The 15,069-nt window shown below is 40.8% G+C and carries 14 protein-coding genes, 1 pseudogene and 2 other annotated features; all 15 genes and pseudogenes read right to left on the bottom strand.

What is annotated here, in order from left to right; genetic code table 11:
* Positions 1–30: 30 nt before the first annotated feature.
* Positions 31–1,071 (bottom strand): class I SAM-dependent methyltransferase, encoded by a 1,041-nt coding sequence (locus DBT50_RS04280; RefSeq protein WP_111853381.1) that lies wholly within the window; start codon positions 1,069–1,071, stop codon positions 31–33.
* A gap of 73 nt (positions 1,072–1,144) precedes the next feature.
* Positions 1,145–1,426, bottom strand: a complete 282-nt coding sequence (rpmA, locus tag DBT50_RS04275; RefSeq protein WP_111853380.1) for a 50S ribosomal protein L27 — start codon at positions 1,424–1,426, stop codon at positions 1,145–1,147.
* A gap of 18 nt (positions 1,427–1,444) precedes the next feature.
* Complete coding sequence (locus tag DBT50_RS04270; protein ID WP_070558008.1) at positions 1,445–1,780, bottom strand: ribosomal-processing cysteine protease Prp; 336 nt, start codon at positions 1,778–1,780, stop codon at positions 1,445–1,447.
* Positions 1,781–1,782: 2 nt separating this feature from the next.
* Positions 1,783–2,091, bottom strand: coding sequence for a 50S ribosomal protein L21 (rplU, locus tag DBT50_RS04265; protein WP_013668659.1), 309 nt, complete (start codon positions 2,089–2,091; stop codon positions 1,783–1,785).
* A 15-nt stretch (positions 2,092–2,106) separates the two neighbouring features.
* Positions 2,107–2,189: a sequence feature (ribosomal protein L21 leader region), on the bottom strand.
* 87 nt (positions 2,190–2,276) lie between these two features.
* Complete coding sequence (locus DBT50_RS04260; RefSeq protein WP_111853379.1) at positions 2,277–3,188, bottom strand: dihydroorotate dehydrogenase; 912 nt, start codon at positions 3,186–3,188, stop codon at positions 2,277–2,279.
* Positions 3,181–4,479, bottom strand: a complete 1,299-nt coding sequence (locus DBT50_RS04255; protein ID WP_111853378.1) for a dihydroorotase — start codon at positions 4,477–4,479, stop codon at positions 3,181–3,183. The genes DBT50_RS04260 and DBT50_RS04255 overlap by 8 nt, the downstream gene beginning before the upstream one ends.
* Positions 4,479–5,393 (bottom strand): aspartate carbamoyltransferase catalytic subunit, encoded by a 915-nt coding sequence (locus DBT50_RS04250; protein WP_111853377.1) that lies wholly within the window; start codon positions 5,391–5,393, stop codon positions 4,479–4,481. The genes DBT50_RS04255 and DBT50_RS04250 overlap by 1 nt, the downstream gene beginning before the upstream one ends.
* A gap of 47 nt (positions 5,394–5,440) precedes the next feature.
* Positions 5,441–8,617, bottom strand: coding sequence for a carbamoyl-phosphate synthase large subunit (gene carB / locus DBT50_RS04245; protein ID WP_111853376.1), 3,177 nt, complete (start codon positions 8,615–8,617; stop codon positions 5,441–5,443).
* Positions 8,618–8,659: 42 nt separating this feature from the next.
* A complete protein-coding gene (locus tag DBT50_RS04240) occupies positions 8,660–9,739 on the bottom strand; it encodes a carbamoyl phosphate synthase small subunit (RefSeq protein ID WP_111853375.1) in 1,080 nt (359 codons plus the stop codon).
* Between the two features lie 288 nt (positions 9,740–10,027).
* On the bottom strand, positions 10,028–10,699 hold the full coding sequence (locus DBT50_RS04235; RefSeq protein WP_111853374.1) for an amino acid ABC transporter ATP-binding protein: 672 nt from the start codon (positions 10,697–10,699) through the stop codon (positions 10,028–10,030).
* 27 nt (positions 10,700–10,726) lie between these two features.
* Positions 10,727–11,356: an amino acid ABC transporter permease gene (locus DBT50_RS04230; RefSeq protein ID WP_258455471.1), complete on the bottom strand. Its 630-nt coding sequence runs from the start codon at positions 11,354–11,356 to the stop codon at positions 10,727–10,729.
* Between the two features lie 39 nt (positions 11,357–11,395).
* Positions 11,396–12,100, bottom strand: a pseudogene (locus DBT50_RS04225) (amino acid ABC transporter substrate-binding protein); the annotation flags it as partial.
* 169 nt (positions 12,101–12,269) lie between these two features.
* Positions 12,270–12,482: a binding site (T-box leader), on the bottom strand.
* 72 nt (positions 12,483–12,554) lie between these two features.
* Complete coding sequence (gene mreD, locus DBT50_RS04220) at positions 12,555–13,076, bottom strand: rod shape-determining protein MreD (RefSeq protein ID WP_111853372.1); 522 nt, start codon at positions 13,074–13,076, stop codon at positions 12,555–12,557.
* A gap of 14 nt (positions 13,077–13,090) precedes the next feature.
* Positions 13,091–14,029 carry a rod shape-determining protein MreC gene (mreC, locus tag DBT50_RS04215; protein ID WP_111853371.1) on the bottom strand — a complete coding sequence of 313 codons (939 nt, stop codon included), beginning with the start codon at positions 14,027–14,029 and terminating at the stop codon, positions 13,091–13,093.
* Positions 14,030–14,277: 248 nt separating this feature from the next.
* Complete coding sequence (locus tag DBT50_RS04210; RefSeq protein WP_111853370.1) at positions 14,278–15,012, bottom strand: amino acid ABC transporter ATP-binding protein; 735 nt, start codon at positions 15,010–15,012, stop codon at positions 14,278–14,280.
* Between the last annotated feature and the right edge of the window lie 57 nt (positions 15,013–15,069).

Raw genomic sequence — 15,069 nt, 5'->3', positions numbered from 1 at the left:
GTAAAAAGTAGACTGAGCTTTTTCTATATATTATTTTCCATTAACGATATGCTTGTCTAACCAATCATTAAATTGTGAAGTAAATTGTTTCATGTCGTCAACTGCTTTAAAATCAGGAATATTACCAATAAGGACCTGGTCACTTTGCTTGGCCCGGTCTCCTTGTTTTTGGACAATCAGGATACTTTTTTGCGAAAACTCATTTTGAAAAAGACTTTGGGGTAAATTAATAAAGGCTTGCAAATAAGCTGTTTCATTTATTCCTTGCATTAATTGCGGAAGCGTTGGATCGGTTAAAGTAGATTTGGGGACTAAGAACAAGCCCCAAGCATTGTCCTCTAAATAATGAATCCCCTGCTCAATTAACAAGTAATGGGCATAGGCATGGGAGCCTTCCTCAATAAATTTTACCCCGCTCTTAAAGGTCTGGGCGACTTGGTCTTGAGGATAATAGCCTATCGGTAAATCAGCAATAATGACCTGGCAGGGATCAACCAATAAATCTCCCAAAGCATCAGCAAGGGTGAGTTTTGGACTTAATCCAAGCAAGGCCATGGCCTTTTCGCCAATAGATAGCATCAAGTCATCATTATCAACTCCGGCCCCAAGGACTTGATAGTCTTGGTCCGTAAAAGTCTTCGCCACCAGTGACCATAAATTACCAGTGCCAAAGCAGGGATCAAAAAGATTGATAGACTTTTCTAGCGAATTTTGATTCGACTCAACTAATCGAAAGGCCAGATAGCCAATAATTAAGGCAATGGCATCTGGAGTTGCTTGATAGTTAGCTTGTATTTCTTGCTTCTTTACTCCTTCAATCAATAACCATTGGATGATATTATGCTTGGTTTCCTGGTCTAAAGCCTGCCACTGACTTTTTTGATAGAGACTATTTAAATCCTTAATCACTTGATCATCAGGTGCTCCGTTAATTTGCTGGGCTGATCCTAGTAATAGGTTCTGTAATGTTTCATGAATAGCCTCAACATAGGTCATCTCCAAAGCCTGAGCACTTTTTTCGGTCGCTTCATGCAAATATGTAAAGGCTGATTTAATTCCTTCGGTATCCATAACCTACTCCTTTTAATTGTCTATATAATAAAAAAGGGCTGTGACAACTGTCTCAGCCTCTTACGTCGTCTGCTTAAGCTTCTTGGTATACAGAAACTTGTTTGTTGTTACGACCTTTACGTTCAAATTTAACCACACCATCACATAGTGCGAATAAAGTATCGTCTCCACCGCGTCCAACGTTTACACCTGGATGAATATGGGTACCACGTTGACGGTAAAGAATTGATCCACCTGTCACAAATTGGCCATCTGCCCGTTTAGCTCCTAAACGTTTAGCTTGTGAGTCACGGCCGTTAGCTGTGGAACCGCCACCTTTTTTGTGGGCGAAAAATTGTAAATCTAATTTTAACATGTTAGGTTCCTCCTTTGTTTACTTATTTAAAGATACCTGAAGATAGTCAGGTTGACTGGCACTAACATCATCTTTTAAGGCATAATAGCAACTTTTAAATAAGACTTCAGCAAGCTGGGCTTGGTTATCATCCAAGTCAGCGGGAATTTCGCAATAGAGATAACCCCCATCTGGATCTAAGTCAACAATTGGAGCAACTTGTGTCAAACGCTCCAAATTATTCACCAGGGAAAAAGTTAAAGTTGACACCGCAGCACACACTAAATCATGGCCATATTCCCCTGATAAAGCGTGTCCTAGCACTGTCATACTTACAAAGCTTCCATCTTTACATTTAAACTTTGCCTGAATCATACTTAAGCCTTAATTGAATCAATTGTTACTTTAGTATAAGGTTGACGATGACCTTGTTTAGAACGAGAGTCTTTTTTAGGACGGTATTTGAAGGTAGTCACTTTCTTTTCGCGACCTTGTTTTTCAACAGTCCCTTCAACTGAGGCACCTTCTACTAATGGCGTACCAATTTTAGTACTTTCACCACCAACAAAGACTACTTCGTCAAAGGTTACCTTATCTCCTGCTTCAGCATCTAATTTTTCAACAAAGATTACTGAACCTTCCTCAACTTTAATTTGCTTTCCACCTGTTTTAATAACAGCGTACATGCAATGCACCTCCTTATAATTACTTAGACTCGCCAAGATAAGTGACCAAATAATCATACTTGATACTTCAACTTATCGATGCGCGGTTGCAGTTCTGGTGCTTACAGAAATACAACAAGAGTAGTTTAGCAAAATTAAGCCCTAAGGTCAAGGGAAAATCCTTAGCTTTTACCAGTGTTTTTAATTTAAATTACTTGGATATCTGTTAAGCTCGAAATGCCTAATTCTGCTAAACGAGACGGTAATTCTTTAGCCAAATCAATACAAATTCCAGGATTTTTAAAGTGTTGGTAGCCCACTTGGACGGCGTTAGCTCCGGCCATAAACATTTCAATCACATCATCGACCGTGCATATGCCGCCCACCCCAATAATAGGCAGTTGGCTTTGTTGGCGGACTTGGTGAATCATTCTTAAAGCCAAGGGTTTTAAGAGCGGTCCTGAGATTCCCCCATAGCCATTACCTAGAACTGGCCTTTTTTCTTTAATATCAATGCCCATTCCGAGTAAGGTATTGATCATGGTTAGGCCATCTGCACCTGCTTCTTCTAAGGCTTGGGCCATAGCCACCACGTCATCGACATTGGGGGACAATTTAACGTATACTGGTAGGTCAACTAAGGACTTAATTTTTTCGGTTAATTCCTTAGCAAATTGAGGATCCTTACCAAAAGCAAGGCCGCCCTTTTTCACATTCGGACAAGAGATATTAATTTCAAGAGCGTTAACTAAGCCGGATTGATCAAATAATTGGGCGACTTGACAATAGTCCTCAACTGTATTTCCTCCCACGCTAGCAATGATGGGCAAGCTAGGATATTTTTCTTTGAGCTGAGGAAGTTTTTCCTTGATAACCACATCAATTCCTGGATTTTTTAAACCTACTGCATTAAGACTGTATTCATCATTCCACCACATCTTAGGATCAGGGTTGCCTTCGCGAGCTTCCAAAGTGGTGGTTTTTATCACTAAGGCGCCTAATTGACTTAAATCGAGGTCTTGGCAATTAGAGAAATCACCATAACCAAAACTCCCACTAGCGGGCATTAAGGGGTTAGATAAGGATAAACCGGGTAATTCCACTTGGATATTATTCATTATTATTTCCTCCCTCAGCTTGATAAACAATTTCTCCATCAACTAAACAATATTCGGTTCGTCCGTATAAACTAGTGTTATTTAGGGGACTATTACTACTCTTTGAGGCGTAGTCACTAGCCTTGACTTGATAAGGACGGTCGAGATTAAAGATACTAATATCAGCAGCTTGCCCTGGCCAGATGGTTCCTGCTGTCTCTAAATGGAATAATTGACGAGGTTGGTCAGTCATTAGGGCAATAAGCCTTTCTAAACTGAGTTTTCCTCGCTTAACTAATAGCGTGTATAAACTCATAAAGGCTGTTTCACTACCAACAATTCCAAAGGGGGACTTCAAGAAGCCTTGACTCTTTTCTTCTTCGGTATGGGGAGCATGGTCTGTAGCGATCAAATCAATAGTCCCGTCATTTAAGGCTTGGACTAGGGCTTCTTGGTCTGATGAGTTTCTCAATGGCGGGTTCATTTTATAATTCGCATCATCTTTTAAGATATTGCCATCATGGAAGAGAAGGTGGTGGGGAGCAACCTCACAAGTAATATTCACTCCATCCAATTTGGCTTGGCGAATCAAATTTAAACTGGCCGCCGTAGACACATGGCAGACATGGTAGTGAACCCCTGTTGCCCGAGCTAATTCAATATCTCTAGCCAATTGACTGCTTTCAGCCACTGATAAAATTCCAGGAAGTTCCATACGCTCTGCAGCCTTTCCTGCATTGATCACGCCATTATTAAATAAGGAACGGTCTTCTAGGTGAGCGCAAACGGCTAAGCCTTGCTCTTTGGCTGCTAGCATCGCTTGATACATGGTTGCAGCAGATTGGACGCCATGTCCATCATTACTCAAGGCAAAAGCACCCTCCTCCTTCATCGCAGGAATATCAACAACTTGGTCACTGGTTAAATCCTTGGTAATGGGAGCGTATTGATGGATCTTTACCTCACCATCACTTTGATTCTTTTGAATTAACTGGCTAAGTTTTTCAGGGGTATCAGGAACAGGATTGGTGTTAGCCATGGTACATACGCTAGTAAAACCTCCGCGAGCTGCTGCCCGGCTACCACTAGCAATCGTTTCTTTGTCTTCAAAACCTGGTTCTCGGTAATGGACATGGATATCAATAAGGCCTGGAGTCACCAAGCAGCCTGAAGCATCAATCACCTGATCAACTTCATCTTGGTCGACCAAGTGTTGACCCAGAGCTTGGATCTTTCCTTCCTCAATAAGAATATCCATAGTCGTCAACGAACCCTGACTATAAACCTTACCTGCTTGAATTAGGACTTTCATTATTTCTCACCCTCAATCACACTCTTTAAGATAGCCATTCTCATATAAACGCCATTTTCCATTTGTTGCACAAAGCGACTCTTTTCTGATTCTACTAGCTCACTAGCCAGTTCAACGTCACGATTAATAGGACCTGGATGCATTAATATAGCATGGTCTTGTAGCTTTTGATAACGGTCTAAATTAATTCCATATTTCTCATGGTAAAGCTTGGGGTCAAAACTCTTCTCCAATGGGTCATCAGAATGTCTTTCATGTTGGACCCGTAAGAGCATCACCACATCCATTTGGTCAATTAACTGGTCAATGTCTTGGTAGCAGCCATATTGGTCCATTTGAGGATCATACCAGGCTTCTGGCCCCGAAAAGAATACTTGACTCCCCAATTGGTTGAGTAATTGGGCATTGCTGCGAGCTACCCGTGAATTTTTAATGTCACCAATAATAGCCACCTTCAAACCATCAAAGTGCTTAAACTCTTCATAGATAGTCATCATATCTAGTAAACATTGGCTCGGATGTTGGCCACTACCATCACCACCATTAATTAGGTGGATTTTATGGTGGTGCTTATTAAGCTCTTTTAATAGGTCAAGATAGTACTCATTTTGAGAATGGCGAATAACTAATGCATTAGCTCCAATAGCTTCTAAAGTAATAACGGTATCATAGAGACTTTCGCCTTTATTGACCGAACTCTGACTCACTTCAAAGGGTAAGACTTGATAACCCAAGCGCCGTTCTGCCTGCTCAAAACTCATATGTGTTCTAGTTGAATTTTCATAAAACAAATTAGCCATAGTAATGGATTGGGGATGAACCGCTACTGGACTATTTTTAAAAGTTTCCCCTTGTCTAATAAGCTCCATTACTTCTTCATTGCTTAAATCTTGTACACTGGTTAAATGTTCCATTCTTATCCCCCTAAAATTTTTCTAAAGTTTAACGATTCTTGTCTATCTTATAACGCTTGAGTTGAAATACTGCGGCTTTGTAGTACCTTCAGCATGGCTAAAGCAGTATCTAAGGTGGTAAACAGTGGAATATTATGTTCAATAGCTAATTGACGAATAATTTGACCATCCTCACCAGCTTCTTTTTGTCCACCGACAGTATTGATAATGGCTTGAATCTTGCCATTTTCAATTAAATTAGGAATACTATTTGCCTCATTACTGCTTATTTTAGCCACAGCTTTTACTTTTAGACCATTATTGCTAAAGTATTGGCCAGTACCCGTAGTCGTTAAAATTTCATACCCTAAGCACTTAAAGCCATTAGCCAGGGTCAAGGCTTCTTCCTTCGAAAGATCATCAATGGTGAAGAGAATGTTTCCAAACTGTGGCAGGTGTAAGCCACTAGCCTCAAAGGCCTTGTAGAGAGCTTCTTCTAAACTACGACCACATCCAATGACTTCACCTGTCGATTTCATTTCCGGACCTAGTAAACTATCTACTTTGGCCAATTTATTAAAGGAGAAGACCGGTGCCTTAATATAGACCCCGTCTGCTTCTTTTGGCGAACTAAGATCGATCAAATCGCCAAGTTTTTTACCAAGAATTAATTGGGTAGCGACTTGAGCCATAGAAATATTAGTTACCTTAGAGAGGAATGGCACCGTCCGACTGGCTCTTGGATTGACTTCGATCACATAGACTTTCTCGCCTTGGACGATAAATTGAATGTTCATTAAGCCCACGCAGTGCAAGGATTTAGCTAATTCCTGACTGTACTTAATGATGGTTGCTTGCACCGATGCACTTAGGTTTTGAGGTGGATAGGCAGCAATGGAATCTCCCGAGTGCACTCCGGCGCGTTCAATATGTTCCATAATGCCTGGGACATAAGCATCTTCACCATCTGAGATCACATCAACTTCACACTCTATACCGAGGAGGTAATCGTCGATTAAGACAGGATGATCCTCACTAACTTCAACAGCGCTTTGTATATATTTATGTAATTCAGTTTCACTATAGACAATTTCCATAGCCCGACCACCAATGACATAGGAAGGACGTACTAAAACAGGATAACCAATTTCTTTGGCTGCCTTGACCGCTTCACTTTCATTCATTACCGTTTTCCCATTAGGCTGAGGAATATTTAAAGAATGAATCAATTGTTCAAAAAGATCACGATCTTCTGCGCGGTCAATATCTTCTACTTGAGTTCCCAGTAATTTCACTCCAGCTCTAGCCAGTGGCCAAGCCAGATTAATCGCTGTTTGCCCACCGAACTGAACAATAACCCCTTTAGGCCGCTCTAAGTCAATAACATTCATCACATCTTCAAAACTTAAGGGTTCAAAATATAATTTGTCCGATATCGAAAAGTCAGTGGAGACCGTTTCTGGATTACTATTAATAACTATGGCTTCATAGCCTGCATGTTTTAACGCTTCAACACAGTGGACCGTGGCATAGTCAAATTCAACCCCTTGACCAATACGAATAGGACCCGACCCTAAGACAATGACTTTTTCACGGTCAGAAACTTGGGATTCGTTGGCTTCTGCGTAGGTGGAATAGAAGTATGGGGTTTGCGATTCAAATTCCCCTGCACAGGTATCAACCATTTTATAACTTGGCAGAATGCCAGTCTCAAGGCGATATTTTCTCACTTCTTCTGGCGTCCAGTCCCATAGTTCAGCGATTTTTACATCGGAAAAGCCTTTTACCTTGGCCTTGCGCAAGCTGTACTGATCCCCTACATTTTGGCTTAATTCTTCTTCCAATTCCGCAATAACTAAGAGCTTATCAAGGAAGAAAGGATTGATCCCAGTCCATTGGTTTAACAAATCAATATCTACCCCACGGCGGACCGCTTCAGATAAATAAAAGAAACGATCATCTTGGGGATGTTTGATTCTTTCAGCTAAGGTATCCATATCTAAGTCAGCAAAGTCACTAATTTCATTATGGATCACGCCAATTTCTAATGACCGGCAAGCCTTGAGCAGGCTTTCTTCGATATTTCTACCAATCGCCATAACCTCCCCAGTTGCCTTCATTTGGGTGCCCAGATGACGATCAGCATGTTCAAACTTGTCAAAAGGAAAGCGCGGCATCTTACATACCACATAGTCTAAAGCAGGTTCAAACATGGAATAGGAAGAACCAGTGACTGGATTGATCATTTCATCGAGGGTCAGACCAACAGCTATCTTAGCGGCTAGTTTAGCAATAGGGTAACCAGTAGCCTTAGAAGCCAAGGCTGAAGACCGTGACACCCGAGGGTTAACTTCAATCACATAATAGTTAGCTGAGTGCGGATCTAAGGCTAATTGCACATTACAGCCACCTTCAATCCCGAGGGCCCGAATAATTTTTAAGCTCACATCTCTGAGCATTTGGCTATCCTCGTCGGAAAGAGTTTGTGATGGTGCAAAAACAATGGAATCCCCAGTATGGATACCCACCGGATCAAAATTTTCCATATTACATACTACTAAGGCATTGTCTTGGCTGTCCCGCATCACTTCGTATTCAATTTCTTTGTAGCCGGTAATCGAACGTTCAATCAAACATTGGTGAACCGGAGATAGGGATAAGCCATGTTCAGCAATTTCCGCTAATTCTTCCTCATTGTCACAAAGTCCCCCACCAGTTCCTCCTAGAGTAAAGGCGGGACGGACAATTATCGGATAGCCAATTTCATTAGCAAAGGCGATAGCTTCATCGACATGGTGGACGATTTTGGATTCAGGAATCGGTTCACCTAATTCTTCCATCAGTTCCTTAAATTGTTCCCGGTCCTCAGCTTGGTTAATTGCCTTTAAATCTGTACCCAAGAGTTCGATTTCTAAGTCCTCTAAAACACCAGCTTGGGAAAGTTCAATAGCCATATTCAAGGCTGTTTGCCCCCCTAGGGTAGGTAAGAGAGCATCAGGATGTTCTTGGTGCAGAATTTGAGTTAAGAATTCTAAAGTCAACGGTTCCATATAAACCTTATCGGCTACTTCGCGGTCAGTCATAATGGTCGCTGGATTAGAGTTTACTAGGACCACTTCATAACCTTCTTCGCGCAAAGCCAAGCAAGCTTGAGTTCCTGCATAATCAAATTCCGCTGCCTGACCAATCACGATCGGGCCAGAACCAATAACCATTATTTTTTTAATATCATTACGTTTTGTCATATTTCCTCCTATTTTCTAACTCACTGATTAGATTTAAATAGACTATTTTGTTTGTTTACTTTCTTCGATTAACTTTAAGAAGCTGTCAAATAGATAGTCAGCGTCATGGGGGCCAGGGCAAGCATCGGGATGGTATTGCACCGAAAAGGCGGGGTACTTTTTGTGACGAAGCCCTTCGACAGTATGGTCATTAATCTCTTCATGGGTGATTTCTAAGTCTGCTGGTAGATCTTCTCGACTGACAGCATAACCATGGTTTTGACTCGTAAAGTTAATTTGACCAGTCGCAAGTTCCCTAACGGCATGGTTAAAACCACGGTGACCAAATTTCATCTTATAAGTTTTGGCCCCATTTGCCTTTGAAAACAGTTGATGGCCCATGCAGATTCCAAATAAGGGATAACGCTTCTCTAATTCACGGATGGTGTCTAATGCTTCAGGCAAATCGTCAGGGTCACCAGGTCCATTGGATAAGACAATTCCATCAGGCGCTAAGGCGGTGATTTCCTCCAAGCTGGTATCATATGGAACCACTGTCACCTGACAATTGCGCTTGGATAATTCAGCTAAGATCGAGTGTTTTAAACCAAAGTCCATCACGATTACCCGGTAACCTTGACCAGGAATCGGATAAGCCGCTTGGGTGGAGACTTTTTGAATCAATTTTTGATCAAGTTCTGTATTCTTTAGGACTGCCAATAGATCACTCAGGGGTTCTTCTTTACTGGTTAAGTAAGCTTTCATAACCCCATGCTTGCGGATTTTCTTGGTTAATAAACGAGTGTCAATACCAGCTAGGCCAGGAATTTTTTTCTGTTTTAAGAAGGTATCGAGATTCATTTGAGACTTCCAATGACTGGGACGTCTAGCCCACTCATGAACAATGACACCAACACATGAAGGATTTAAGGATTCATAGTTATCATAATTAATCCCATAGTTACCAATTAAGGGATAAGTAAAGGTCAATAATTGACCAGCGTAAGATTGGTCAGTGATGGATTCTTGATAACCAGACATTCCCGTATTAAAGACCAGCTCACCAATCACCTCTTTATCGTAACCAAAGCCTTCTCCTTCGAAGACACTACCATCTTCTAAAATTAATCTCTTTTTTGTCATTTCTTATCCTTTCGTTAGCTCTCACAGGAGCCTTTTAACGCCTATTTTTAGTCGATAGAAACTGAACAAGCCTCTTTTATCCACTTTTTTCCACTAAAAAAGCCTCCTATACAAGGAGGCTCGACGAAAAGACTAGTCATGTATAGACTAATCCCCTTTTTATATAAGTCTCCTTGCCTGCCTCACGGGACAGGTTTAAAGGCAAATTCAATTTTTTTATACTATAGCACAATCTTTGATTACTTGGCAATCCTTTTCCCAAAAATAATAATAAGTAATTAAGATGGCTTATTTAAATTCTTCAGAAGAAACAATCCGAGTACCAAAATCTTGGCCAAATTGGGTATCATGGGTAACCACTAAAATGCCCTTCCCTTGTTTAGCAATAGCTTGAACTAACTTTCCTACCTGATTAGCGGACTCGCGGTCAAGGGCTGAAGTCGGTTCATCAAAACAAATGATCTCTGGTGACAGCATCATGGCTCTAGCAATAGCAACCCTTTGCTTCTGCCCTCCTGAAAGGGTAGATGGATAGGCATTGGCCTTATCTTTTAGGCCCACGCTATCTAGTAAAAACATGGCCTGATCGAGCAAGTCGGACTTTGGTGCTAACTTTTGCGCGATAGGTGCTTCTAAGACATTGTCTAATACTGTAAAATTAGGAAACAATTGGTAATTTTGAAAGACCATACCAATAGCGTTTTGATAACGGCGTTGACTGGCCTTATCACTGTATTGAACCCCTTGGGAAGTCTCTTGGCAGAGGACCCGGTCCCCAATGGCGATATTCCCTTGGTCACATTTTTCTAAGTTATTGATCAAACGCATAAATGTCGTTTTCCCGGTTCCGGATGGGCCCAGTAAAATAACAATTTCTCCTGGATCAATCCGGCAGTTGAATTGATCAATCACCATATTACCGTTGTAAGCTTTTTTTAAATTAGAAACTATTAAGGCCATTAAAATCCCTCCTCTTTCATCGCTGGACTACCAGCTCACCCGATATTCGATTCTACGCAAGGCAAGGGTCACAAAGGCAGTGAAGATTAAATAGAACACCCCACAAACCAGATAAGGAATAATGGTTGCATAGGTGTTAGCAGCAATCGAACCAGCCCGTAACAATTCTCCAAGGCCAATCACATAGACTAATGAAGTATCCTTAACTAAGGCAATCACTTCATTACCGACAGATGGTAGGGTTATTTTCATCACTTGGGGTAAAATGATGCGACGAAATCCTCTTTGCCAGCCAATCCCTAAGACTTTGATACTTTCATATTGTCCTTGGGGTACGGAAGTAATCCCACCCCGAAAAATTTCCGCAAAATAAGCGGCATAATTAATCACAAAGGCAATAAGGGCTGCGGTAAAGCGATCCAAATTAATTCCTAAATACGGTAGGCCGAAGAAAACCATCATCAGTTGTAACATGAGCGGACTCCCTCGCATAATAAAGACATAGCCTTCAATTAACCATTGAATCAGCTTGGGACTAAAGACGCGCATAATGGCGATAAGAAAACCTAATGGGAGACTAAGTATCAGTACCAAGGCAAATAAGACAAGGGTAAGTTTAAAACCACTCCACAGGGAGGGAAGTATTTTTTGAATAATATTCTCCTGGCTAGCCACTTGGCGGTTTTCTCCAAACCATTTGGCGACAATTTCATCATATTTTCCGTTAGCCTTTACTTGGTCAAGACCTTGGTCGATCATTGTCTTAATACCGCTAGCAGATTTTCGCATCGCGACTGCCATTTGCTCAGGCTCCTTACTAGGGTCCACAAAGGAATCATATTTTTCTTCCCCACGAACCTCCATAATATAGTGACCATAAGTATAATCAGTGACCACAGCATCAACACGACCGGAATCTAAATCAGCAAAAACCTCGTTATAACTGGAATAGAGAACCGGTTTTTGCGCCAGCTTTTGGTAGAGTTGATTGGGCCAATCCTTAATGTCTTCAGCTGTCGTCGAGCCAGACTGGGTCGATATCGTTTTTCCGACTAAATCGGAAAGTTCCTCGATTGGGCTTTCCTTTTTAGTAATCACGATATTAGGACTTTCCAAATAAGGCTGTGAAAAGAGCATCTGTTCTTCTCTTTCAGGGGTAATTCCGACACCATTCCAAAGTAAGTCAATATTACCACTATTCAATTCGGTTTCTTTCATTGCCCAGTCAATCGGCTGAAAGTCGAGCTCCCAGCCGTAAATCTCAGCAATAGCTTGGGCTAAGTCAATATCAAAACCAACAATTTCATTTTGCCCATTACGGAATCCCATAGGAGCAAAGGTATCATCTAGGCCAATGACGACCTTATCGCCTCTTTTTGGTCCCTCTTCAACTGCTTCCATCCGTTCTTGAGGAGCTGTCTCTTCAGCTTCAACATGGTGGTTTGCCACCAACCCCAAAATAGTAACTAAAGCAATAACCATCCAAGACTTTTTCAAGTCGAATCCTGCTATCATGACAAACTCCTCCTTTTCTTTTAATAAAAAATAAAACGCCCTCTTCGTTCAAAACGAAAAGGACGCTTTCGTGGTTCCACCTTTTTTCGCAACTACCTCACAATAATTGCCTCATGATGTTAGTAACATCGCGATGTAACGCTCGCTAGGCGAATAGTCTTTCAAACTATTAACTCCTGGGTGTGTAGCTAAAGTTTCTTTGCCTGTTTCCACCAGCCAGACTCTCTTTAAAAGAAAGGTTTTAGCCTCTTCCATTCTCTGTCATTATGATATTAATTTTCATTATACTGATATTATTTGTATTTAGCAAGATTTATTTATTTTTAAAACCCAATAAGGATCAGCCCTTAACCCAATTTACTAAGCGATAAATAATCAGGTTGAGCAGAAAAATCACTAAACTATTAAATAATAGGGAGGGCCCTAAAAAGCTAGCTAAGAACTTAAGATAAGTGTCCCCGTGAATACGTAAAATCCGATAGAGCCAATAAATCACATTGTGATATAAAAGATACATGATCACAGCCCAGACCCAAATGCTATAAAAATTCAAGGGAAAGCGATTTTTTACCTGGTAGGATAAGTAAACGACTGCTGGGAACAGAAATAAATTAATCCCTAGAATTCCATTATAGTATGAATCATATAGAAAACCAATAATAAAAGCCATCAAGTAAATCGTTCTTGGCTGGTCATAGTATAAGGGAATCAGGGTTAAGCTAATCAGTAAAAGACTGGGAATAATTTGATAAGCGTAGGTATCAACACTGGCTAGTAAGACATTGACTAAAGCGCCATCCAGTAAGAAAACAAAAATTAAGAAAACGGGAAGGGTTAAATGATAGCGTATATAATCAAACATATCACTCTCTCCTCCTAATTTGCATGATTACTTGCCCCAGCTTGGCTGGCTTGAGCTTGGTGCTTGGCCCCTGGAATTTCTTCAGCCGCATTAGGGTTTTCTGTATCTGGTTCACTTCTTTGAGACATAATCACAAAGACATGACGGATATCATTGAAATTCGCTGCTGGCTCGACATAGACACGTTTAGCTAAGGCGAATTCATCATCTTCCATTTTAGCCACTTTTCCAATGATTAAACCTTCTGGAGAAACGCCTCCCAGACCACTTGTGGTTACCAGATTCCCCTCTTTTATTTTAGCTTCCTTAGGAATTTGATTGACAATTAAGCGGTTATGACTTGAATCGTATTGGTCAATCACCCCATAAAATATCCCATCATCCGATTGGACACCAGCAGCAATTTCCACCGCATCTTCTTGGTCTGAAGTGACTAAGCTCACTTTTGCACTAGTTGGACCAACTTCAGAAACCCGGCCAATGAGACCTGAGTCAGTCATGACTGACATGTTTTCCTTGACCCCGTTGTTAGAACCTACATCAATAGTCAACTTATCTAACCAATTCTCAGGAGCTCTGGAAATGACTGAAGCTGCAATTACTGTCTTACCAACCAGGGTCGGTTTCAATTTTAAAAGATTGGTCATTTGCTTATTTTCTTCTTTTAAAATCGTATTTTGAGCTTCTAAGCTCTGTAAAGTGGACAGTTGTTTTTTTAATTGCTGATTTTCCTGATAGGTGTTCTGTAAATTAGTCACAGAATCGCCAAATTGCATGATGGAATTTGTTGGGGTCGATATCAGGCGAGCTACCATTGCAGTAAAGTCATTCACCCAGGTCATGGGTTGGGGTAAACTTTCCTGTCCAAAGGTGGAAAAAGCAATCAGGCTAAGCGAGCTAATAACACTCAATAGCACAACCACAAGTTTTTTATTTTCAAAAAATTGGCGCAATTTGCTCCATCCTTTCCAAGTCGTAAATCAATAGTAGTAATATTGTACCATTCATTAATCAGAATTATAATCATTTCCTGTTTAATTATAATTTTTTTACCATCGCTTGAAAAGCCGGAATTACTCTTCTCCTCCTAAATTAAAAAAAGAGGCCAGGATAATGACTCCGCCTCTCTTCTAAATAAAAATATTCTTGTCTAAATGACTCCACTAGTTCATGCTAACTCCAAGGTCAGCTGTTTTATTGATTAGAGTACCTTTTCTAAGAAATCTTGGGTCCGTTGATGTTGGGGATGATTGAATAGGTCTTCTGGTTTACCTGACTCGACAATGTAACCACCATCCATAAACAAGGTACGGTCAGACACTTCTTTAGCAAAGCCCATTTCATGGGTCACAATTACCATGGTCATCCCTTGTCTAGCAAGATCTTTCATGACTTCTAACACGTCACCAACCATTTCTGGGTCCAAGGCTGAGGTAGGTTCGTCAAATAACATTAAGTCAGGATCCATAGCCAAGGCCCGAGCAATGGCTACCCGTTGTTTTTGACCACCAGATAAGGAATTAGGATAGGCGTCAGCCTTTTCTTTAAGGCCGACACTATCTAATAATTCAAGGGCTTTTCGGTCAGCTTCTTCTTGACTTAATTTATTTAATTGGAGGGGTGCTAGAGTAATATTTTCTTTAACAGTCATATGCGGAAATAGGTTAAATTGTTGGAAAACCATTCCGATATTTTCACGCGCCTTGTCGATATCGATACTTTCATCAGACATATCAATACCATCGACTACCACACTACCCCCATCAATCGTCTCTAAACGATTAATGCATCGCAATAAAGTAGATTTCCCTGAACCCGAAGGACCGATGATGCAGACCACTTCACCTTCGCTGATTTCTAAGTTGATATCTTTGAGAACTTCATTATCATCAAAACTCTTCTTTAGGTTTTGAATCACTACTTTTGCTTGAGCCATGTGAGTAACCCCTTTCATAAGTTAGGCCAATAAAAAAGACTAAAGAATTTCTAATCT

This window comes from Aerococcus tenax (assembly GCF_003286645.3).
Classification (GTDB): domain Bacteria; phylum Bacillota; class Bacilli; order Lactobacillales; family Aerococcaceae; genus Aerococcus; species Aerococcus tenax.
This window is presented reverse-complemented; position numbering and strand designations above follow the sequence as displayed.

Excerpts from the sequence above, each read along its gene's own strand:
- DBT50_RS04280 (WP_111853381.1), bottom strand. The coding sequence starts at position 1,071 with ATGGATACCGAAGGAATTAAATCAGCCTTTACATATTTGCATGAAGCG.
- rpmA (WP_111853380.1), bottom strand. The coding sequence starts at position 1,426 with ATGTTAAAATTAGATTTACAATTTTTCGCCCACAAAAAAGGTGGCGGT.
- DBT50_RS04270 (WP_070558008.1), bottom strand. The coding sequence starts at position 1,780 with ATGATTCAGGCAAAGTTTAAATGTAAAGATGGAAGCTTTGTAAGTATG.
- rplU (WP_013668659.1), bottom strand. The coding sequence starts at position 2,091 with ATGTACGCTGTTATTAAAACAGGTGGAAAGCAAATTAAAGTTGAGGAA.
- DBT50_RS04260 (WP_111853379.1), bottom strand. The coding sequence starts at position 3,188 with ATGAATAATATCCAAGTGGAATTACCCGGTTTATCCTTATCTAACCCC.
- DBT50_RS04255 (WP_111853378.1), bottom strand. The coding sequence starts at position 4,479 with ATGAAAGTCCTAATTCAAGCAGGTAAGGTTTATAGTCAGGGTTCGTTG.
- DBT50_RS04250 (WP_111853377.1), bottom strand. The coding sequence starts at position 5,393 with ATGGAACATTTAACCAGTGTACAAGATTTAAGCAATGAAGAAGTAATG.
- carB (WP_111853376.1), bottom strand. The coding sequence starts at position 8,617 with ATGACAAAACGTAATGATATTAAAAAAATAATGGTTATTGGTTCTGGC.
- DBT50_RS04240 (WP_111853375.1), bottom strand. The coding sequence starts at position 9,739 with ATGACAAAAAAGAGATTAATTTTAGAAGATGGTAGTGTCTTCGAAGGA.
- DBT50_RS04235 (WP_111853374.1), bottom strand. The coding sequence starts at position 10,699 with ATGGCCTTAATAGTTTCTAATTTAAAAAAAGCTTACAACGGTAATATG.
- mreD (WP_111853372.1), bottom strand. The coding sequence starts at position 13,076 with ATGTTTGATTATATACGCTATCATTTAACCCTTCCCGTTTTCTTAATT.
- DBT50_RS04210 (WP_111853370.1), bottom strand. The coding sequence starts at position 15,012 with ATGGCTCAAGCAAAAGTAGTGATTCAAAACCTAAAGAAGAGTTTTGAT.